Source organism: Balneola vulgaris DSM 17893, from assembly GCF_000375465.1.
Taxonomy (GTDB): Bacteria; Bacteroidota; Rhodothermia; order Balneolales; family Balneolaceae; genus Balneola; species Balneola vulgaris.
On record NZ_AQXH01000007.1, the window covers coordinates 1 to 22,126 of the forward strand.

Below are 22,126 nucleotides of genomic sequence, written 5' to 3' on the forward strand. Positions count from 1 at the left end.
ACTAAAGGGCATAAAAAAACCCTTTATTCGGTGTGAATAAAGGGTTTAGGGTAAAAAATAAAAAGAAGGCGGCGACCTACTCTACCACGATTGCAGTACCATCGGCGCTGCAGAGCTTAACTTCCGTGTTCGGGATGGGAACGGGTGGGACCCCTGCGCAATGGCCACCTTCAAAAAATGATTCAATAAAAAAAGTAAGTTCTTTGACATGTCCCCGATTGCTCGGGGTGAAGAAAAAGTATAACAAGAGCTGTTACTGCACTTGCCCGCCGAGGTGGCGGTGCAAGCCATATAAACAAAGCCAATGGCCTAATTAGTACGGCTCGGCTAAACATGTTACCATGCGTACACCTGCCGCCTATCAACCTGGTCGTCTTCCAGGAGGCTCATAGGGAATACTTATCTTGGAGCGTGCTTCGCGCTTAGATGCGTTCAGCGGCTTATCACTTCCGAACATAGCTACCCTGCGATGCATGCGACCACACAACAGGTACACTAGCGGTTCGTCCACTCCGGTCCTCTCGTACTAGGAGCAGCCCTCCTCAATATTCCAACGCCCACAGCAGATAGAGACCGAACTGTCTCACGACGTTCTGAACCCAGCTCGCGTACCGCTTTAATTGGCGAACAGCCAAACCCTTGGGACCTTCTCCAGCCCCAGGATGCGATGAGCCGACATCGAGGTGCCAAACCTCCCCGTCGATATGAACTCTTGGGGGAGATAAGCCTGTTATCCCCGGAGTACCTTTTATCCTTTGAGCGATGGCCCTTCCATGCGGTGCCACCGGATCACTAAACCCCACTTTCGTGCCTGCTCGACCTGTATGTCTCGCAGTCAAGCACCCTTATGCTTTTACACTCTACGCACGATTGCCAACCGTGCTGAGGGTACCTTTGGGAGCCTCCGTTACTCTTTAGGAGGCGACCGCCCCAGTCAAACTACCCACCATACACTGTTCCCCCGTAAGGGTTAGACTTCACCTGTAACAAGGGCGGTATTTCAAGGATGGCTCCACGACGCCTGGCGACGCCGCTTCAAAGCCTCCCGCCTATCCTACACATATTACAGCTAAAGCCAATGTAAAGTTGTAGTAAAGGTTCACGGGGTCTTTTCGTCCCGCTGCGGGTAATCGGCGTCATCACCGATACCACAATTTCACCGAGCTCATGGCCGAGACAGTGCCCAAGTCGTTACACCATTCGTGCAGGTCGGAACTTACCCGACAAGGAATTTCGCTACCTTAGGACCGTTATAGTTACGGCCGCCGTTTACTGGGGCTTCAGTCAAGGGCTTCGCCGAAGCTAACCCCCTTCTTTAACCTTCCAGCACCGGGCAGGTGTCAGTCCCTATACATCGCCTTACGGCTTAGCAGAGACATGTGTTTTTGGTAAACAGTCGCTTGGGCCTTTTCACTGCGCCCTGACAAAGTCAGGGGATCCTTCTCCCGAAGTTACGGATCTAATTTGCCTAGTTCCTTAGCCATGAATTACTCGAGCACCTGAGGATACTCTCCTCACCCACCTGTGTCGGTTTGGGGTACGAGCGCTTCCAACAAACTACGACGCTTTTCTTGGCAGCATGATTACCTCCACTATCCCTTCATCCGAAGAATCCAGGTACTGTCAGGTTTCAGCCTTAATAGGAGACGGATTTGCCTATCTCCTGGCCTACGCCCTTTAACGTGCATTCGTCAGCACGCGGGAGTGTCACTTCTGCGTCACGCCTTAGCCACGCGTTGGTCGCGGTAGCGGAATATTTAACCGCTTTGCCATCGGCTTCCCCGGCATTACCGGGTACACCTTAGGTCTCGACTAACCCTGATCCGATTAGCGTTGATCAGGAACCCTTGGGTTTACGGTGGACGGGTTTTTCACCCGTCTTATCGTTACTCATGCCTACATTTTCGCTTCCAGTCGCTCCACCATCTCTCGCGAGACAACTTCAACGCCACTGGAATGCTCCCCTACCGATCTTTCAATCCCACAGCTTCGGCAACAGACTTATGCCCGCTTATTATCGACGCCGAGTCGCTTGACTAGTGAGCTATTACGCACTCTTTAAAGGAATGGCTGCTTCTAAGCCAACCTCCTAGTTGTCTGAGCAACTCAACTTTCTTTGATCAACTTAGCCTGTATTTAGGGGCCTTAGCTGGTGGTCTGGGTTGTTCCCCTCTCGCCACAGGACGTTATCACCCTGCGACTGACTGCCTGGCGGCTCGTCACCGGTATTCGGAGTTTGTCTAGGTTTGGTACCCGGTGAAGGGCCCTAGCCTAATCAGTGCTCTACCTCCGGTGAGACAAAACCAGACGCTATACCTAAATATATTTCGGGGAGTACGAGCTATCTCCAAGTTTGATTGGCCTTTCACCCCTATCCACAGTTCATCCGAAGACTTTTCAACGTCAACCGGTTCGGGCCTCCACGGTGTCTTACCACCGCTTCACCCTGACCATGGATAGATCACTTGGTTTCGCGTCTGCCCCGCTGTACTGCACGCCCTATTCAGACTCGCTTTCGCTACGGCTCCACCCCTAAGGGGCTTAACCTCGCACAACAGGAGCAACTCGTAGGCTCATTATACAAAAGGCACGCCGTCACAACATAAATGCTGCTCCGACCGCTTGTAAGCACACGGTTTCAGGTACTATTTCACTCGCCTTCTCGGCGTTCTTTTCACCTTTCCCTCACGGTACTGGTTCACTATCGGTCATGCAGATGTATTTAGCCTTACCGGATGGTGCCGGCTGGTTCACGCAAGGTTTCACCGGCCTCGCGCTACTCAGGATACCCGCCTTCAAATAATCGGTACACCTACAGGGCTTTCACCTTCTGTGGCGCTGCTTTCCAGACAGCTTCGATTTAAGATTACTTGAATTACGCAGGTCCTACAACCCCACGCCCCGTAGGACATGGTTTGGGCTCCTCCCCGTTCGCTCGCCACTACTTGGGGAATCACTATTGTTTTCTCTTCCTCCGGGTACTTAGATGTTTCAGTTCCCCGGGTATGCCTCCTCGAAAGGATACCCTAATAAATTAGAGTGGGTTGCCCCATTCGGAAATCTGCGGATCAAAGTTCTTTTGCAACTCCCCGCAGCTTATCGCAGCTTTACACGTCCTTCTTCGCCTCTGCATGCCTAGGCATCCACCGTGTGCCCTTCATTGCTTATTTTATATGACTTGCACGACCCCTCGCGAGGCGCACAAGCATACGCAGTTATTTGAGCTTGTTTTTGTGGGCCGCGAGAAGTACTACACCTCTCGCAGCTACCCTAGGCGCATCACGTACATAATACGTGATACTGGGTCTGATGAGAATCCTCATCAAACCTTACATTGTTATACTTTTTCACCATGTCAAAGAACTCCGCGTACCCCGCGGTAGGGCCAGTTGCACCCGCAAGGGCCAACCAACAATATTCATTAATTATCGCGCATAAGACCGGGGTTGTTGCCAACCCACTCACTCTATTATGCCATCCACAGCGGCTGCGCCTCGCGCCCGGCCACCTTAAAAATGTGTGGAGCTACGGGGATTCGAACCCCGGACCCCCTGCTTGCAAAGCAGGTGCTCTAGCCAGCTGAGCTATAGCCCCCTCTCTTTGGAAAAGTGGGCTTGGGAGGACTTGAACCTCCGACCTCACGCTTATCAGGCGTGCGCTCTAACCACCTGAGCTACAAGCCCCAATTACTTGGGCGGTTGCACCTCACCAGCTACGCGCTGGCCGCAGGCTACCTCCACTGCTCTGCTTTCCATTTTGCAGCATAGGACAGATTGTTTGTTACGAGCTCGTGTAAAACGTCGTTGCTCTCCTTAGAAAGGAGGTGATCCAGCCGCACCTTCCGGTACGGCTACCTTGTTACGACTTAGCGCCAGTTACCAGGCTTACCCTAGGCAGCTGCCCCCCAAAGGGTTGGCTCACCGACATTAGGTACTCCTGACTTCCATCGCTTGACGGGCGGTGTGTACAAGGCCCGGGAACGTATTCACCGCGTCGTTGCTGATACGCGATTACTAGCGATTCCAACTTCACGGAGTCGAGTTGCAGACTCCGATCCGAACTGAGAATGGTTTTAAAGATTTGCTCCTCATCGCTGAGTGGCGACCTTCTGTACCATCCATTGTAGCACGTGTGCAGCCCTGGACGTAAGGGCCATGATGACTTGACGTCGTCCCCACCTTCCTCACTACTTGCGTAGGCAGTCTAGCTAGAGTCCCCACCATTACGTGCTGGTAACTAACTACAGGGGTTGCGCTCGTTGCGGGACTTAACCCAACACCTCACGGCACGAGCTGACGACAGCCATGCAGCACCTTCCATAACGTTCCGAAGAAACCCTCTGTTTCCAGAGGTAGCGTTGTGGATTTAGCCCAGGTAAGGTTCCTCGCGTTGCATCGAATTAAGCCACATGCTCCACCGCTTGTGCGGGCCCCCGTCAATTCCTTTGAGTTTCATCGTTGCCGACGTACTCCCCAGGTGGCATACTTAATGCGTTAACTGCAGCACTGGCCCCGAAAGGCCAACACCTAGTATGCATCGTTTACAGCGTGGACTACCAGGGTATCTAATCCTGTTCGCTCCCCACGCTTTCGTGCCTCAGCGTCAGTTGTAGACCAGTAAGCCGCCTTCGCCACTGATGTTCTTCGTAATATCTATGCATTTCACCGCTACACTACGAATTCCACTTACCTCTTCTACACTCAAGACTACCAGTATCCAGGGCCATTTTACCGTTAAGCGGCAAGATTTCACCCCAGACTTAATAGCCCGCCTACGCACCCTTTACACCCAATGATTCCGGACAACGCTTGCACCCTCCGTATTACCGCGGCTGCTGGCACGGAGTTAGCCGGTGCTTATTCAAGGAGTACCGTCACACCAGATCGAAATCCAGTCGTTCTTCCTCCTCAAAAGCCGTTTACAACCCATAGGGCCTTCATCCGGCACGCGGCGTGGCTGCGTCAGGCTTTCGCCCATTGCGCAAGATTCCTCACTGCTGCCTCCCGTAGGAGTCTGGGCCGTGTCTCAGTCCCAGTGTGGGGGATCATCCTCTCAGACCCCCTAACTATCATCGCCTTGGTGAGCCGTTACCTCACCAACTAACTAATAGTACGCAGCCCCATCTCTAGCCGGTCGAAACCTTTAACAACTGTGGCCATGCGGCCCCGCTGCATTATGCGGTATTAGCATCCCTTTCGGAATGTTATCCCCCAGCTAAAGGCAGGTTAGCTACGCGTTACTCACCCGTCCGCCAGTCTCCAGTGACTGCAAGCAGTCACCTTCTCCTTCGACTTGCATGTGTTAAGCCCGCCGCCAGCGTTCGTCCTGAGCCAGGATCAAACTCTCCATTGTAAATAATTTATATATACTCTGTGAGCTCGGTCCTACACTCCATCATTCAAAAGAATAACTTCATAAGCTCGCACAAACAATCTGTCTTATGCTTCAATAATGTCCAAAGAACTTTGCCTTTTTGAGATAAAAAAAGCTGATCAAAACGAGTTGTTTAATCAGCGATTTCGTTGCCTCAACAGGATTACAAAGATACGGGATTTTTCTACTCTAGGGCAAGTTTTATTTCCATTTTTTTTGTCTTTTTTTGCTCTTTTTTTTCGCATCGCCTCATACGTATCAATAGAGGCGATTTCACTAAAAATTCTTTTCCCATTCAACCTAATTTCTTTCCCTTTTTCTCAACCACTTTTAATTCTGTTTTCCAGAACTGCCCCCATTTTATTCTGATTTTCTATCAGAGTTACTGAGCCTCTAAATTTTCTATGATTTTTCTGAGCTGTCGGATTCTTACTTAAAAAAGTACATCAAAAAAATTATACCTTTTTCATTCAATTATTCTAGAGAACTCTGGAATGGATTCAAGTACAATAGCCACTTTACGAATCTACCGGTACTGACAGAGTTATCTTTTATGGTGTAGTTGAACTTTCAAGATTCGATAAATTGAAATCACACCTAATATTGATAAGATTACAAAAATTGCTACTCCTATAATCGCGAACCAATCTAACATCGTCGAAGGAAACGCATTTATACCTATTGAAGCGTTTCTGACATCTAGTACATATCTCGACATTAAATAAAAGTACACCAAGGCAATCAGGATCGGTACTAGTAAGAGGATAGGATGCTTATTTCCCATAATACTACTTATGTATGTTAATCTTAAAACTCGGTTTCTGGACTATACACTATAGAGTTTATTCTCACTATGATGTTACTCATAGTTAATACATTATTTACATTTATCAATTAATTTACACTACTCCTCTCAGGATCCTCATCAAAGTTCTTAAGCAAGTGGACCCCTATATAAAAAAGTGGCGTATCAAAGAGAGCGAAGAAAAACTTAAAGAGATACGAGTTTACTATTAGTATTACTGCCGCTCCAATTGTGTTTATGTTCGGGCCTAGATTATTTGCAAAGTATAGAATAAGAATGATGGCTGTTGAATCTACTAATTGACTAAACATGGTAGATGCATTATTTCGCAGCCAAAGATGTTTTCCCTTTGTTTTTTTCTTCCAATAATGAAACAATCTTACATCTACAGATTGGGCTGTAAGATAGGCCACCATACTTGCAATCGTATTTCCAATCATGAACTCATAGACACCTTCAAACAAATCAAGACCGCCACTTACTCCATTCGTATTTGGCAACCAGTGGTTCACGGTCATCAAAAAAAGCATAAAGAAGTTCATGAAGAAACCTACCCAAACTACAAGCTGAGCTTTTTTTCTACCAAACAATTCGGAAATCAAATCGGTTGCTAAAAAGGTAAACGGATAGGCAATCACACCGGCAGGTACACTCATCGTATATAAACTACCATCTCGTACTAAAGATGGAGTGATAGCCTGTAACCACTCGGGCATATTAAAGCTGAAGATGGTAACAAACTTTGTAGTACCTATTACATTACCTAGAACAAGCGCCGTAAGGAACACTCCCGAAAGTGTTAAGAACAGTATATCGCGTTGGTGGTTTTGACTCATTTACTTCGTGTTTATTAATAATAGAAACCTAATGAACAATTATAGTTAGAATACGTAGCCGATGAACTCTTGATCTTACAGAACAGTTCTACCTATATAATTTGAACAATGACTCCTGAATCTATCAAAAATAAAATTGAAATCTCATATACGGCTATAGATCTCTATATGAGTACCGGCCAGGTTTCCATGAAGAATCTTATTAAGGAAACTGGGCTCACTGCATCCGACATCTACACTCTTTTCCCAGAGAAGAAATCCATTCTGTCATTCTACTACCCTTCCATTGTCTACCAATATAGAATGATGATTTCTGAAATTGATGATTTTGACTCTTATACCTTGAGTGAAAAATTATCCAACTTTATATATACCTCCTTCGATGTAATAGATGAACAAAGAGAATTCGTTCAAAAAAGTTTTTATAAGACCATATTAAAAAAGGGGACTCACTCAGAGTTTCATCATGAAATAAGCTTACTCATCAAAGAATTCTACCTAAGCGACCCTCATATTTCTGTAAGCTCTGGTTTTATGATGGGTGATAGAGTGTTCTCGTTTCTTGCAAAAGAGTATTTATATGTAGTCAATTTTTGGCTAAACGATGATTCTGAGGGTAAAGAAAAGACGTTTGCACTGGTAGATAAACTCACAGCATTTCTAGAAGAGCTGTCATACAGTAAGATTATAGACAAGGGATTTGATCTTACTAAATATCTAGTGGTTCATGCTGGGCTAGGAAATCGCATACCTATAGTTGGTGATTGCATTAAAGATTACTTCACAAATAAAGATGAATCTTCTAATCAGAATGAACCTACATCATGAGTGATTTCCCATCCTCCAAATATGAACGAGGAAAAATAATTGCAAAAACAGGGCTCAAAGTTGGTACCAATTATGCCCAGCGTTATTTGAAGAATAAAGTATCGGGCAAGGTAGAAGACGAAAGAAGTTTTCACCAAGAAAATGCCAAAGAAGTATTTAAAGAGTTTACTAAGCTTCGCGGTACTGCCCTCAAAATTGCTCAAGGCATGAGTATGGACCAAGGCATATTACCCGATGAATTCGCCGAGGTAATGAGTCAAGCGCAGTACTCGGTTCCTCCAATCAACAAAGCCCTTATACGCTCAATCATAAAACGAGAATTAGGCGGTTATCCTGAGCAACTCTTCGCTACATTCGATGCCACTGCTTTTGCCGCTGCCTCCATTGGGCAAGTTCACAAAGCAGAGTTAAAGGATGGGCGACGTGTAGCCATAAAGATTCAGTACCCGAATGTAAGAGATACCATTGACTCAGACCTTGTAATGGCAAAAGGCTTTGCTAAACGACTGGTTAAAAAGGGTTCCAATATAGATCCCTATTTCGATGAAATTCGTGATACTCTTCTACTTGAAACCGATTATTTACACGAAGGGCAACAAATTGAACATTTCAGCAAGCGATTTACTCATATAAATGTGGTAACTCCACAATGGATTGAAGAGTATTCTACTTCTAAAGTGCTATGTATGACTTTTTTAGATGGCCGACATCTTAATGAGTTTATAGCTGAAAACCCTACGCAGGAGCAACGGAACCACTTTGGGCAGTTACTTTGGGACTTCTTTCATGAACAGATTATAGATCACGACTATATCCATGCCGATACCCACCCCGGGAATTTCTTATTTATGAATGATGGGCGATTAGGAGTAATCGATTTTGGTTGCGTGAAAAAATTTCCCGTCAAATTCTTCCGAGATTACCTAGAACTTCTACCCACCCATTTAAAAAATGACGATGCAGCAATTCGGAGTCTTTTTGAACGGTTGGAAGTTTTAAAACAGAATTCCTCCGATGGGGATACGGACCAACCTTATTTCGAATTTGCTAAGAATTATGGGCTCACATTTTCGCGTCCATATACTCAAGAAGTATTTGATTTCGGAGATCCTGAATTTGATAACACCATCCGGCATTTCACGAAAGACGCCCCCCTATCTAATGAACCTAGGGGGAACAAACACTTTATATATACTACTAAAGTACATGTAGGGCTTTATAATCTACTGATTAAACTAAAAGCGCAGATTAACACCGAAAAGAGCAAAAACATCCTAAGCAAACTCTTAGATATAAGTTTCTAAATATATTTGAAGACACCTCCTTCAAATTGTAAGTTATAAACTTAACCAAGCCAAATACTTATTTGAAACCATATAAAACCATAGTTCTATCAATACTTCTTGGAGTATTAACTGCAACGGCATCCTATGTATATATCATAGAATCGCAAAAGCGAACCTTGCAAGAAGAGCTTATTGAACTCTCCATGGTGAAGTATGGATTGTTTAATGTGGATGTTTGGAAAGCCGAGTTAACAGAAATCATATCCAGAAGAATTAATGAGTTTGAGCTGGAGCAAGACAGAGAGGAAGAGCTAAGAGAACGTATATCTTCTTTTTTAGATAGTGCCGTGGATGAATTAGAGGAGAGTTTCAATGAGCATAACTCAGGCAGTGTTAAAGGATTCATCAAAAAGAATGTAGCTTCTTTAACGGATGTATTTGGGGTTATGAAAGAAGACATCCCCGTTATCACAGAAAGCATTATTAGGTTTATCCGAGATCCTGAAAACCGAGCTTTGGCCCAAGAGTTCTTAATTAAAAAAATGGAGGAGTACTCAGATAAAACCTTTTCTGAGGTAGATTATAGTTCCTACAATTTGATTCTGCAGAAATACGGATATGATACCAAGGAAGAAGCTATTCAAGGCATCAAAAGCCGGATTGATAAAAAAAGAGCCCAACGACTCCCTTTTTCGATCTTTATATTTTCATCGGTTATCATCCTATTTGTATACCTGCTTTTTACAAGTTCTCATAAACCCATTCATTATTTACTTCTCACAATCATCTGTGCCGTTCTTTTAGGGGTGGGATTATTACTTCCGATGATTAACATTGACGCCCGTGTTTCAGAAATGAATTTTCAGCTCCTTGGTGAGACCATCTCATTTACCGACCAAGTACTGTATTTCAAAAGTAAAAGCATATTAGAGGTAGTCTCTCTAATGGTCTTAAATGCTAAAATTGATGTGGTTCTTGTAGGGATACTTGTGTTCTCCTTTAGTGTATTATTTCCCGTTAGTAAATTAATAGCGTCTACTATTTATTTATATAAGCCTGAATACCGAGAACAAAAGTGGATTAAGTTTCTTGTGTTTAAAACGGCAAAATGGTCGATGGCGGATGTGATGGTGGTAGCCATATTTATGGCATATATAGGTTTCAGCGGGATAATTTCTGAGCAGTTAAAAGATCTAGAAACGATCGTTACGCATGTAGATATGATGACCACAAATGCATCTAGCTTAGAAGTGGGCTTTTACTTCTTTACTTCGTTTGCTGTATTGAGCAATCTTGTTTCCCACAAAATAATGTACGGCAAAGATTTTTAGACTTGAACGTCGCGGTACTTGCTTAACAAGTCTCGAATCATCTGTGTATTAAGTGGTTTCGTTGCGGCATCTATTATGCCTACCTCTGCATATCGCGCTAAATCCGATTTCATCACATTTGCCGTAACCGCTATAATCTTAGGTTTATGTTCTTTGTCGGCATAGTATTCTGTAATCTTTTCCGAAGCATCCATACCATCTAGCTTTGGCATCTGAATATCCATCAATACAAAATCATAATTATCTGATATTGCTCTTTCAACGGCGTCCTCCCCATTATCAACAATTTCAACATCGGTCACACTAAGGTGTTCTAGCATTTTTTTAAGCACTAATTGATTCACCAAAACATCCTCTGCGATAAGAATTTTCAAGCCAGCAAAGCACTCTTTATCTTTATGGTCTTTAACTTCTTGCACCGATTTATCTTCATAGGCCCTAAATGGAATTTCAATAGTAAAGGTAGATCCTTCTCCGAGTTTGGAATCTACATAAATGGCTCCATTCATTAGGTCAATGAGTCCTCTACAGATTGCCAAGCCTAATCCTGTCCCCTCTACTTTGTCGTTGGTTTTTGCTCTAAAGAATTTCGTAAAAAGTAAGGCCTTGTCTTGCTCTGATATACCAATACCAGAATCTTCTATAGTAAACCTGACTCTTTGTATATCTTCTTCTTCAGCTATAAAACGAGTCTTAATATGTATATATCCTTCATTCGTAAACTTCACCGCATTATTTACCAAATTTACTAGTATCTGGCGAAGGCGAGTTACATCCCCAATTACGATTTCTGGAATCTCCGAATCATATTCAAACTTTAGCTCAATGCGTTTATTCTTTGAGTCAATTTTTGGCTTAAACATATCTACCAAATTCTTTAACTCTTTCTGAATATGGATCTCGTTGTTTTGAAGCACCAATTTTCGATCTTCGAGTAAAGTATAATCTAGAACATCCCCAATTAAACTATTCAGCATATTACTACTGTAGGCTAGATTTGTAACCAATTCTCTTTGTTCATCAGAGAGATTGGTTTCCTCCAGTAATTCAGTAATCCCAACTATACCATTGAGTGGGGTTCTCATTTCATGACTTATAGTGGCCAAAAATTGGGATTTTGTGTCGTCAGCGGCTTCAGCCCGAATTTTTTCTGACTTTAAATCCAACACGGCTTTACTCAGTTTTTCCCTGTCGGATATATATGATTTCTTAAAGATGTAGAGTGCAATTCCTAATGTAGCTATTGTAATAACACTGGTTAGAGACAGATCTCTTATTTGAGATAATTTATCTGGGTATTGATTAGAAGCTTGGGGGAATAAATATTCATATATGGTAAAGCCCAAAACCATCACTGCGATGGCGGATACAAATAGTATATATGCTCGAAGTGGAAGTACTAATAATCCTGAGATATATAGAAGTATGACGAAATATAAGATGGCACCTGTAACACCTCCCGAAGGCAACCATGCTATACCTAATAGAGCAAAAGCAGTAATATAATAAGTGGTGGATAGTTTTGTAAAGCCTACCCCTTTTTTATGAAGCACATATAAACCTGTGTATACCACAAAGCCTAAGGAATATATAGACTGAATAATCAGATTGTATTTTGCAATAATGGCAAATGCTGCCCAGAATAGGAAAATGAATACCGTTAATAACAGTGTGATTTCGAAAAGCATGAATTCAATTCTCATGCTTTTTTCACTTGATGGAAATATTTTACGGATATTCAATTTCGTCTCTTTAGTTCAGTATGAATCGCACGCAATGTAATAAAAAGTGCCTATATAGCTACTAAATTATTACTGCCTGTAGATGTATGTAAGTGCCTCTATACTTACCTATCCCTATAAATATTATTATCGGCACTAAATGCCAAAAAAAAAGCACCAACTAAATTAGCTGGTGCTTCTTAACAATTTGAAACAACTATTAGTTATCTATAGAATTCAAATATTTATAGAACTCACTATCCGTTGAGATGATAAGTGAAGTCTCTTTGTCAATTGTTTTTGAGTATGCTTCCATGCTTTTTATAAACGCATACAGCTCTCGAGCTTGGCGTGTTTTATTGTAAGCACTGTTGTAAATGGACGCGGCTTCGGCATCAGCTTTACCACGAATGGTTTCAGCTTCTCTAAAAGCTTCAGATTGAATACGCTTCAATTCTCGTTCTTTCTCACCATTTATTCGTGAAGCTTCACCTTGTCCTTCTGATCTAAACTTATCTGCGATTCTATTCCGTTCAGAGATCATACGGTCGTAAACAGTTCGACGAACTTCTTCGGCATAATTGATTCTTTTGAATCTAAAGTCTAAAACTACGATTCCAAGATCTTCAGCTCTTTTATTGGCTAACTCCTGAATCTCCTCCTGAATTTTATCTCTACCTACAGAGATGTTTTCTAAAGAGTCATTCACGATATCTGCTATAACGCCTTCAGTTGCTGCTTCTCTATTTGATGAACGTATGAGTTCAACTAAGTTATGAGATGCAACGGCATTTCTTGTTTCCCCATCGAGAATATCATCTAACCTTGATAATGCCCCACGTTCATTTCCTAGGCGTTCAAAGTATTTAAGAGGATCTGTAATCTGCCATCTAGCATAGGTATCCACAAATATAAACACCTTATCTTTTGTAGGAACCTGATTAGGATCGCCATCCCACTCCAAATATCGCTTCTCAAAATAATTAGCGTCTTCTAAAAATGGAGTTTTAAATTTTAGACCCGGTGTTGTAATTGCTTCCCCTTGTGGATCACCAAACTGAGTAATAATTACTTGTTCTTTTTCATTTACAATGAAAATAGAGTTCATCAGTATAAAACCAACAATCCCAAGTATCGCTAATAATCCAATTCCGTTAATCTTCTTCATGATTATATCCTTAGTTGTTGTTTTGATTATTAACTTTGGCACCGTCCATTTGTAACTGTAATAATGGTATTACACTATTCCCTTTATCATCGGTAATAATCTTTTTGCCCATCTTTGGCAGCACATCTTCCATAGTTTCTAGGAAAATTCGAGTTTTAGTCACCTCAGGAGCTTTCATATACTCTGTATAAAGGTCATTAAATCTCGATACTTCCCCTTGTGCGGTATTCACACGGTTAAGAGCATAACCTTCTGCTTGCTGTATAGTTTGCTCTGCTTCACCCGCAGCGCGAGGAATAACTCGGTTGTAGTCCGCTCGTGCTTGGTTAATTAAAGTCTCACGTTGCTGTTCTGCCTCGTTAACGCCATTGAAAGATGGCTTTACAGGATCTGGCGGATTAGCATCTTGCAATACGACTTGCTCAATTTTAATTCCTAACTCATACTCATCACTCATGCCTTGAATAAGAATTTCTGCTTGAGAGGCCACTTCAGCACGCCCAACGGTTAGTACTTCGTTTACCGTTCTGTCTCCAACAATTTGCCTCATAGCCGCTTCTGAAACATCTCGTAATGTTTCATCTGCGTTTCTAACTTTGAATAGATAGTTATAAGGGTTATTGATTCTAAACTGTACTACCCACTCTACATCGGCTAAATTGAGATCTCCAGTTAACATTAAGGATTCGTCCACATATCCCGCTTTTGCATAGGTTGAATTTATACCCGCAGAAGTTGTTCTGTATCCGAATTCTTGTTTTAATTGCCTTTGAACAGGCACGTATTCAACCTGATCGATAAAGGGTACTTTAAAATTTAAACCAGGTCTAGCTTCGCCTACATATTCACCGAAGCGCATAATAACACCAACTTCTTCCGTTTCAACTGTAAAGAATGATGAGAAAATGGTCATAACAGTTACGACCCCTACTATAATTAGCCGAATATTTTTTGTGAATTTCTCAAATTCCGGCGGCACATTGAATGAGAAATCATTTTGTTGAGCCATATGCTTAACTGATTTTTAGATTATACTTTTAAACAGATTACTGTAGTGTCATCAGCTAATTGATAGTTGCTGAATTTTTGTACTGTTCTTTTAATTTCGAGGGCGATTTCGTTAGCAGAAAGATTATCTGTGTCGATACGTTCCAATAACTCCGGAACACTTTCGAAGCCGAAGCGTTCGCCTTCTTCATTTACGGCTTCAGGTAACCCATCTGAATAAAGTAAGAAAAAGTCACCTTTATTGAGTGATATTACTTTGGGTTGATAATCCACCTCTGCTCTAAGCCCTAAAGGGTACCTAGGGTCTATGGTATCAATAAAACTTGCTTTACCATTTCTCTTTAACACTGGCTTACAATGCCCTGCGTTTGCTATTGAAAGTTCTTTAGTTTTTAAATCGTAGCGTGCCATAGCACAGGTAATAAATGTTCTACGATCGGTTCGGTTGTAGATAGGCTCAGCTACTTGAGATAAAATTTTTGCTGGACAATCCTCTTTCATTCGTGAAAGCAACAAACCACTGGTAAAAATAGCAGGCATTGCAGCACGCATTGCTTTACCCGACACATCTACAACAGCCATAGTGAGGGCAACTGCCTCACCATCTTTTTCTGTGAGCACATAATCAAAATAATCGCCACCAACTTCAAAAGAAGGCAGGAAAAATCCATATACATCGAAGCCTGGTCCCTTTGGCGGGTGAATAGGCATAAGTTTGTACTGGCTTTCTCGTGCAATTTCCATTTCACGTTCTACACGTAAATGCTGAGCTATCTTTTCTTCATACTCAGGCACATAAGAACCCAGCTTTTCAAGGGGTGTGCCTTTTTTATAAGCAATAAATCCATATACCAAAAACATCCCCATAATGCCCAGCTGTGCATAAAGCTTATAGGCTATTTCAATGGATTCTGAATTTATATAAGGGGTTATCATAAATGTACAAATGAAAACCCACCAAGCAGTACAAGTTGTTAAAATACCGTACTTCTTATAACTAAATAAGGTAACGGCTGATAGAATAAGGAATATCACATAGTCTTCGAAAAACTCACCGTTTGTTCCAATCTCTCGCCCAACGGTTGTGGTGAATAGGGCAACTACCAAGATGGAAAGCCCGAATGCTAATTTTGCATTACTAAACCAGTGATTGATTATGCCATATACAAAACCAACCTGTACAATAATTACCAACCATGTGGTTGTCCATGCACTCATATTTAAGGTGAGCATAGCAAATTTGCTACTCGATTCAGTGAAACCGAATTGGCTATCCACTTGAATGAAGTATAGATCGAGCACCCAAAGGGCACCCACAAACAAACCGATAAGAATGGCTCCTACGGCAAAACCCTGAATCAGGCCCAACCCAGTTTCGCGAACAAAAAACTTTCGTTGCCATAAAGCATCTACAACATCTAATTGTGCATGATTTTGTGATCGAGCTAAGGCTTCCCACCCCACATAGGCCAGAGCCATATACATACCCAAAATGATCCCGAATATTAAATTATTGATGGCCGTGATAAGCACCATACCATCATCAAAAAATGGACTAAATGAACTCAGGTAGAAAAGAGCTTGCCATCCATATAAACCTAAACTGATGGCTGAAAAAATAATAAGCGCTCGTTTCCATTCTACTTTGCCTTTGAAGATATTTTTAACACCAATGATAAATGCAAAAACGGCTAGCACAATCAGAGATATAAAAAATATAATCGTGAATAAATCTAAGCCTTGGCCTGTTGCAAAAAATTCAGTGGGTTCACGATCATGTTTAGCAATAAAGGAATCGATTTGATAACCAAACTCAGTGCTAAAGTTAGTACCATTAGTATACTCGCGTACTACCGAGTTAAGTGCGAGGTTTAGAAAAGTAGGTTGTGCGTTATCGCTGGATACCTTCTTCCATTTAAAGTTCAGTAATTCTGAAAAATTTTGCTCATCAACGGTACCCTCATTGGTTCTTCCTTCTATCTGAACTAGCTCATCTGAATCTTCATCATCATCATCATCACTTTGCAACTCATAGGCAGAAAGGTCATAACCTAAAATCTCTTCTATAATAGATTCCGCCAACTTCAGTGGGTCTCCAGCTTTAACAAACGTTGGATTAGGTCTTTTAGGGTTAGACCTCAAACGTATCACATTTCCATTATTCGCAACCCGAACTAATAACTGCCCATATTCATCAAATAGATCTTTTGCCGACAACCGAATTTGATCTACACTTTCTTTCGCACCTAGAACAGTTAACCACGACTGAAGATGGAGCCCTTCTTCGTTTAAATCTATGGGTCTTAAATCTGTAGACGACTCACTTTGTAGGTTTTCGAAATAGCTTTTGTGCTGTTCCTGAATAGAATACACCGCCATAGTATCCGTAGAAAAGCTGAGGCTTTGAGCTATGCGCTCAATCTTCTGCTCAACCTGACTTCTACTTTCTAGAATAGGTGCCCCTCCGTAATAGTCAACGTAGCTACGTCCAACTAAGAAGAGCAAAAACCCCATTAACCCCAGAAAAAATAATATATATGAATCCTTTTTTATCACCTTGCGGTATCTGCCCTGAAATGTATAAATTTTTAAACGAGCCACAAGCTACGGCTTTTTCACTTTTTTGTTACTCGATTTCTAGTATTTCCACGCTTTAATTAAGTCGCTAACATTATTAAGTTCTGATTCTAAATAACTAGAGGAATAAAATGATTGCCAAATTATTACGCCGTTTACTTTTTATACTATTGATAGCTGCTTCATTTCAGAAAGTAAGTTCTGCTCAAAATGAAGTTCAGCGTAGTAAGGTAAACTTAAGTACGCCTCAAAAAGCGGTGCATAGTTTTCTTCATTGGCAACAAAAAGGACATCAAGATCTAGATAAAGTAGCGGCCACCATGAAGCTGCATGATGGGCCTAAAGATGAGCAAATTGAATTAGCTACAGAACTTAGAAAAGTACTAGATGCTCGCGGCCTACTCATCGTATATGAAAACATCCCTAACCAGCCCAACTATACAGACAGCCTTTCTGGATTACAGCAATACATTTTGTTTAATGAATTACCCGAAGTGTACTTAATTAAGCATCAGAATGAGTGGGTGTTCTCAACTGCCACCATAGAGCAGATTCCAATTCTATATCAAAATACTTTTTCAACCCTTGTTGAATCTGTTTTAGCTGAACTTCCAGAATGGACTCAAAACGAGTGGATTGGTCTTCAAATTTGGCAATACATGGCCATTTTTTGTTGGTTATTGCTAGGTTTTATACTGCGTAAGATATTTGAATTTATTATTCACAATTATATAAGAAGACTTACTAAGAAAACTTCATTTGAATGGGATGATGAACTCGTGGATAGTGTAGAACGTCCAGCTGGGTTCATATTCATGATGATCTTCTACTTTTCAACATTCACAAATTTACAGCTCTCTGTAACCGCTAATCACTTCTTAGATCTCTCTCTTGAAATATTAGTATCTGCTGGTTTTGTGTGGTTATTCTACAATCTCTCCGATGTATTTTCGAAGTACCTTCAAGTAGTTACCTCAAAAACAGAAACTAAGTTAGATGATCAGTTAGTACCCCTAATTAGGAAAACACTCCGTTTCTTTATCATTGTATTAGGCATCATCCTCATTCTACAAAACAACGGATATAATGTAGCTTCATTAATAGCTGGTTTAGGAATTGGTGGTTTAGCTGTGGCTTTAGCCGCTCGCGATACCTTGGCTAATTTCTTTGGATCCATTACCATTTTTGTAGACAAGCCATTCCGAATTGGCGATTGGGTAAAAGTAGGTGATGCCGAAGGAACCGTGGAAGAGGTTGGATTTAGATCTACACGCATTCGAACTTTCTATAATTCTTTAATTAGTGTACCTAATTCTAATATCGCCAATACTGATATTGACAATTTAGGTTTACGTGAATACCGCCGATTCAAGACCGTTCTCAATTTAACTTACTCTACGAAACCTGCACAAATCGAGGCATTTGTAGAAGGGATTAAAGGTATTGTGAAGTCCAATTCACACTTTAGGCAAGACATGTATGAAGTGCATTTCAACTCACTTGGAGCACATTCCTTAGATGTTCTTGTGTATGTGTTCTTTAAAGTCCCCGATTGGAGCACGGAACTTCAACAAAGACATAACTTTTTGATTGAGATCATGAAATTGGCGGAAGAAGTAGGTGTTGAATTTGCATTCCCTACGCAAACCCTTCACGTTGACTCATTATACAGTGAAAGCCCTCGCCAAGTTGGCAAAGAAAAAACTGAAGAAGAATTAGCTGCGGCAGTTACAGCATTTGGGCCTAAAGGGGAGAAAAGCAATCCGGACGGTTTACGCATATTTAAAGATGGAACTGAAATCGACTATAGTCCTGGAAAATAAATAAGTTCTTTAATCGACTATAAAATCAACTTGGTCCATGGCTTCTACAAATTCATCTAGTGAAGCTGGTTTGGGCAAAAAAGTAGAATTTGAAATTCCTTCTACTCTATCGAAGTTGATGGTATCAGAGTTACCACTTATAAATATCACAGGCACTTCTGATTCTTCTCGAATTGTTTTTACAGTGTCTACGCCATCAACTTCCCCTTCAATCATAATATCCATTATGATTAAGTCTACTTTTTTAGATCTGAACACATCTAAGGCGTCCGCACCATTACGCACTTCTGCTACTATATCACAGTTCAAATTTGGTAAGAACTGTCTATAAAGCACTACAACAAGTAAATTGTCTTCAACTACTAAGACTTGTTTTCTAGATGCACTCATTTGAGGGATATCAAAAAGGTTCGCCTTAATTACTGTAAAACCTTAGACAAAAAAAAGCCCTCAATTAAAAAACTGAGGGCTTAAAAATAAAACGGTGTGTTACTTCGCTTCTTCTTTGCCAAAAGCTTCGAACACCATTACCAAATCGTTGGCTACTTCTTCACGGCTGCGCCCCTCGATTCTATGGCGTGGGATCATTGCTTTAATTTCGCCATCAACAAAATAAGCGAAGGCAGGTGATGAAGGTGGATATTCACTAAAGTAAGCACGAGCGTGAGCGGTAGCTTCTTTATCTTGGCCAGCAAAAACAGTTACCATATGATCTGGTTTTACTGATGAGTTTTCTAGGGCAATACCTAAGCCTGGGCGAGCATTCCCAGCAGCACATCCACATACTGAGTTAATAGCCATAAGCATGGTACCTTTATATTCTTTCATAGCTCTGTCTACATCATCAGGTGTTTTTAACTCTTCAACACCAAATTGTGTGAGTTCTTCTCTCATCCAAGAAGTATCTGGTCCTATTCCGAATCCAAACTGCATTGTACTGTCTCCTTAATTATGCGTTGGCGTAAAGATACAAAGATCTTACTTAAAAAAAGGCGATGGCACTATTCCATGCCATCGCAATAAATCTACTTATTTAGCAGCTTTATAATAGTCGTTTACTTGTTCCCAATTAACCACATTCCAGAATGCAGAAATGTAATCTGGACGACGGTTTTGGTAATTTAAGTAGTATGCATGCTCCCACACATCTAAGCCAAGAATTGGCGTTAAACCATCCATTAATGGGCTATCTTGGTTAAGTGTTGAGTGCACTTTTAAGTTGCCATTACTATCTACAGATAGCCAAGCCCAACCAGAACCAAAACGTGTAGCTGCTGCGTTAGCAAATTCTTCTTTGAATTTCTCGAAGCTACCGAATGTGTCATTAATAGCATCAGCTAGCTCACCTGTTGGGTTTCCACCACCGTTTGGTGATAAAATAGTCCAAAACAATTTATGGTTAGCATAACCACCACCGTTGTTAATAACACCTTGTTTGATATCATCAGGTACTTCGTTAATACGCGTTAGTACTTCCTCGATATCAAGGTCTGCAAAAGTGTGGCCTTCTAGAGCCGCATTTACTTTGTTAGTGTAACCTTGGTGGTGCTTCGAATGGTGAATTTCCATAGTACGAGCATCGAAGTGTGGTTCTAATGCGTCATATGCGTAAGGCAATTCAGGTAGTGAGTAAGCCATGTTTCCTCTTTTTTAATTAAAATTTCTTTCGATAGTACATCAACAAATTTGATGCCAACTTTCGAACAGCCTTAATTTAAGTAATGTGACTGCCAATTTCGTTCTTTCCCCTATCTAAACTCTCTATGTTTGTAATTTGTTTACACTATTAATAATTCCTTAGTCTGATATCCATCAGAAAATCAGCTATCTTTCTGTTTCACAAAAGGACATACTATCTATGAAGTTTGATTACGACGTTATCATATTGGGAAGTGGACCATCAGGGTTCTCATGTGCAATGCAAAGCTCTAAGTTTGGGAAGAAAGTTCTGGTTGTAGAGGCACGAAATGAATTTTTTGGAGGCTCGTGGATCAATGCCGGTACCGTACCAAGTAAGGCACTCCGTGAAACCTCTCGTATAATCCAAAGGTTTCAGAATCAATTCCCGGAAGAAGCCAAAGTAAAGCCCTATAATAAATACCTTATGGGGGATCTCCTTTCATATAAGGAGCGCATTCTTGAGCGCAAGAATGAGAAACTAAATCATGATCTTCAAAAAAATGAAGTAGAAACAGCGCATGGTTTCGGGGTGTTGTTAGATAAGCACACCATTGAAGTTAAAGACTCAGAAGGCAAGACTAAAAAATATACCGGCGAGTTTATTTTACTTTCTACAGGTAGCCACTATGCTTTACCTACAGGTTTTAAAGTGGATCACAATATCGTATTAGATAACGAGTCTATTTTGAATTTAACCCATATTCCACGCCGATTAGTTATTGCGGGTAATGGAGTAAATGCTATCGAATATGCCACTACTTTTGCTTGCTTAGGAACTCGAGTTACCATTCTGAATGAGCTAGATGAATTCCTTCCTTACTTAGATTATGAAATCAAAGATCAGCTTTTAAAAGTATTGGAAGAGCAAAATATCGAAATCATCCGTCCAGTGATGGATGTTCGAATTAAAGAAAACGACTTACGTGCTTCTGTTGAAGTGTCATACAAAATGAAAAACGATCCAGAAAAAGGTCGTAAATACGTTCTTGAAACGGAGCACATCTTACATCTTGGGCCTAAGACACCTAACACAAAAGGACTGGGGCTTTCGAATGTTGGAATTAAAAAAGACAAACGTGGATACATAAAGGTCAATAAGTCATTTCAAACCACCGTAGATAACATCTATGCCGCGGGTGATGTAGTGGGCTTCCCTCGTCTTGCTTCTTCATCTTTTAGTGAGGGAAGAATTGCCGCTTGCCAAATGTTTGGAGTTACTGGTACTGAATTACCTGATGTTATTCCATATGCTATTTACTCTATTCCAGAGACGTCGAATATTGGTTTAACCGAACAGGAAGCCAAAGAGAAAGGTTACAACATAACCGTTGGTCGAGCATACTACGACAACATTACGCAAGGGGATGTCAGTAACCAACGCAATGGTATGCTAAAACTCGTTTTTGAAACGGATACTTTAAAGATATTAGGCATCCATATTATAGGTGAGCGAGCTAGTGACCTTATACATTTGGGACAAGCTGTAATGACTTTGGGTGGAGATATCCGATACTTTATTGACCATGTATTGAACTACCCAACCTATAGTGAAGCATATAGAATAGCCGCTTTTAATGGGATCAATAGAGTGCACCAAGCGGGTGTGAAGTACAAAAAGATCCTGAATTAAGAATTCAGTTTTTAAAAGTAAGATTGCACGCAGAGGCATTAATAAAAAAAGGCTCAAGTA

Annotated in this window: 13 protein-coding genes, 2 tRNA genes and 3 rRNA genes; 5 read left to right on the forward strand and 13 right to left on the reverse strand. The window is 41.3% G+C overall.

Features of this window, described 5'->3' with window-relative positions; genetic code table 11:
• Positions 1–63 precede the first annotated feature (63 nt).
• From rrf to B155_RS0111385, 6 genes are all read right to left on the reverse strand, one after another.
• Positions 64–172: ribosomal RNA gene (rrf, locus tag B155_RS0111355) — 5S ribosomal RNA — on the reverse strand.
• A 120-nt stretch (positions 173–292) separates the two neighbouring features.
• Positions 293–3,170, reverse strand: a 23S ribosomal RNA gene (locus B155_RS0111360).
• Positions 3,171–3,520: 350 nt separating this feature from the next.
• Positions 3,521–3,594: transfer RNA gene (locus tag B155_RS0111365), tRNA-Ala, on the reverse strand.
• Between the two features lie 15 nt (positions 3,595–3,609).
• Positions 3,610–3,683: transfer RNA gene (locus B155_RS0111370), tRNA-Ile, on the reverse strand.
• Positions 3,684–3,816: 133 nt separating this feature from the next.
• A 16S ribosomal RNA gene (locus tag B155_RS13410) occupies positions 3,817–5,352 on the reverse strand.
• Together the 16S, 23S and 5S rRNA genes with 2 tRNA genes alongside form the textbook arrangement of a ribosomal RNA operon.
• Before the next feature lie 915 nt (positions 5,353–6,267).
• On the reverse strand, positions 6,268–7,014 hold the full coding sequence (locus tag B155_RS0111385; protein WP_018128389.1) for a queuosine precursor transporter: 747 nt from the start codon (positions 7,012–7,014) through the stop codon (positions 6,268–6,270).
• Between the two features lie 108 nt (positions 7,015–7,122).
• Here B155_RS0111385 and B155_RS0111390 point away from each other — a divergent pair, with 108 nt between their 5' ends.
• The 3 genes from B155_RS0111390 to B155_RS13685 all read left to right on the forward strand — a co-directional run bounded on the left by B155_RS0111390 (position 7,123) and on the right by B155_RS13685 (position 10,459).
• Positions 7,123–7,842: a hypothetical protein gene (locus B155_RS0111390; RefSeq protein WP_018128390.1), complete on the forward strand. Its 720-nt coding sequence runs from the start codon at positions 7,123–7,125 to the stop codon at positions 7,840–7,842.
• Positions 7,839–9,146 (forward strand): ABC1 kinase family protein, encoded by a 1,308-nt coding sequence (locus B155_RS0111395; RefSeq protein WP_018128391.1) that lies wholly within the window; start codon positions 7,839–7,841, stop codon positions 9,144–9,146. The genes B155_RS0111390 and B155_RS0111395 overlap by 4 nt, the downstream gene beginning before the upstream one ends.
• Positions 9,147–9,208: 62 nt before the next feature.
• On the forward strand, positions 9,209–10,459 hold the full coding sequence (locus B155_RS13685; RefSeq protein ID WP_018128392.1) for a paraquat-inducible protein A: 1,251 nt from the start codon (positions 9,209–9,211) through the stop codon (positions 10,457–10,459).
• Here B155_RS13685 and B155_RS13420 read toward each other — a convergent pair.
• The 4 genes from B155_RS13420 to B155_RS0111420 all read right to left on the reverse strand — a co-directional run bounded on the left by B155_RS13420 (position 10,456) and on the right by B155_RS0111420 (position 16,870).
• Positions 10,456–12,201 (reverse strand): ATP-binding protein, encoded by a 1,746-nt coding sequence (locus B155_RS13420; protein ID WP_169331301.1) that lies wholly within the window; start codon positions 12,199–12,201, stop codon positions 10,456–10,458. The genes B155_RS13685 and B155_RS13420 overlap by 4 nt on opposite strands.
• A gap of 199 nt (positions 12,202–12,400) precedes the next feature.
• Positions 12,401–13,348 carry a protease modulator HflC gene (gene hflC / locus B155_RS0111410; protein ID WP_018128394.1) on the reverse strand — a complete coding sequence of 316 codons (948 nt, stop codon included), beginning with the start codon at positions 13,346–13,348 and terminating at the stop codon, positions 12,401–12,403.
• Positions 13,349–13,358: 10 nt separating this feature from the next.
• The gene (gene hflK / locus B155_RS0111415; protein ID WP_018128395.1) at positions 13,359–14,357 is read right to left on the reverse strand and encodes an FtsH protease activity modulator HflK; all 999 of its coding nucleotides are present in this window, start codon (positions 14,355–14,357) and stop codon (positions 13,359–13,361) included.
• Between the two features lie 20 nt (positions 14,358–14,377).
• Positions 14,378–16,870: a PP2C family protein-serine/threonine phosphatase gene (locus tag B155_RS0111420; protein WP_018128396.1), complete on the reverse strand. Its 2,493-nt coding sequence runs from the start codon at positions 16,868–16,870 to the stop codon at positions 14,378–14,380.
• A gap of 194 nt (positions 16,871–17,064) precedes the next feature.
• Here B155_RS0111420 and B155_RS0111425 point away from each other — a divergent pair, with 194 nt between their 5' ends.
• Complete coding sequence (locus B155_RS0111425) at positions 17,065–18,756, forward strand: mechanosensitive ion channel family protein (RefSeq protein WP_018128397.1); 1,692 nt, start codon at positions 17,065–17,067, stop codon at positions 18,754–18,756.
• Positions 18,757–18,765: 9 nt separating this feature from the next.
• Here the strand turns inward: B155_RS0111425 and B155_RS0111430 are convergent, their stop codons facing one another.
• The 3 genes from B155_RS0111430 to B155_RS0111440 all read right to left on the reverse strand — a co-directional run bounded on the left by B155_RS0111430 (position 18,766) and on the right by B155_RS0111440 (position 20,394).
• On the reverse strand, positions 18,766–19,146 hold the full coding sequence (locus B155_RS0111430) for a response regulator (RefSeq protein ID WP_018128398.1): 381 nt from the start codon (positions 19,144–19,146) through the stop codon (positions 18,766–18,768).
• A 99-nt stretch (positions 19,147–19,245) separates the two neighbouring features.
• The gene (locus B155_RS0111435; protein WP_018128399.1) at positions 19,246–19,689 is read right to left on the reverse strand and encodes a BrxA/BrxB family bacilliredoxin; all 444 of its coding nucleotides are present in this window, start codon (positions 19,687–19,689) and stop codon (positions 19,246–19,248) included.
• Between the two features lie 96 nt (positions 19,690–19,785).
• Positions 19,786–20,394 carry a superoxide dismutase gene (locus B155_RS0111440; RefSeq protein ID WP_018128400.1) on the reverse strand — a complete coding sequence of 203 codons (609 nt, stop codon included), beginning with the start codon at positions 20,392–20,394 and terminating at the stop codon, positions 19,786–19,788.
• Between the two features lie 220 nt (positions 20,395–20,614).
• Between B155_RS0111440 and sthA the strand changes: the two genes are divergently transcribed.
• Positions 20,615–22,066: a Si-specific NAD(P)(+) transhydrogenase gene (gene sthA / locus B155_RS0111445; protein WP_018128401.1), complete on the forward strand. Its 1,452-nt coding sequence runs from the start codon at positions 20,615–20,617 to the stop codon at positions 22,064–22,066.
• The last annotated feature ends 60 nt before the right edge of the window (positions 22,067–22,126 follow it).

Coding starts and splice junctions, on each gene's coding strand:
- sthA (WP_018128401.1), top strand. CDS start 20,615: ATGAAGTTTGATTACGACGTTATCATATTGGGAAGTGGACCATCAGGG.
- B155_RS0111430 (WP_018128398.1), bottom strand. CDS start 19,146: ATGAGTGCATCTAGAAAACAAGTCTTAGTAGTTGAAGACAATTTACTT.
- hflC (WP_018128394.1), bottom strand. CDS start 13,348: ATGAAGAAGATTAACGGAATTGGATTATTAGCGATACTTGGGATTGTT.
- B155_RS0111385 (WP_018128389.1), bottom strand. CDS start 7,014: ATGAGTCAAAACCACCAACGCGATATACTGTTCTTAACACTTTCGGGA.
- B155_RS0111390 (WP_018128390.1), top strand. CDS start 7,123: ATGACTCCTGAATCTATCAAAAATAAAATTGAAATCTCATATACGGCT.
- B155_RS0111440 (WP_018128400.1), bottom strand. CDS start 20,394: ATGGCTTACTCACTACCTGAATTGCCTTACGCATATGACGCATTAGAA.
- B155_RS0111395 (WP_018128391.1), top strand. CDS start 7,839: ATGAGTGATTTCCCATCCTCCAAATATGAACGAGGAAAAATAATTGCA.
- B155_RS0111420 (WP_018128396.1), bottom strand. CDS start 16,870: ATGGGGTTTTTGCTCTTCTTAGTTGGACGTAGCTACGTTGACTATTAC.
- hflK (WP_018128395.1), bottom strand. CDS start 14,357: ATGGCTCAACAAAATGATTTCTCATTCAATGTGCCGCCGGAATTTGAG.
- B155_RS0111425 (WP_018128397.1), top strand. CDS start 17,065: ATGATTGCCAAATTATTACGCCGTTTACTTTTTATACTATTGATAGCT.
- B155_RS0111435 (WP_018128399.1), bottom strand. CDS start 19,689: ATGCAGTTTGGATTCGGAATAGGACCAGATACTTCTTGGATGAGAGAA.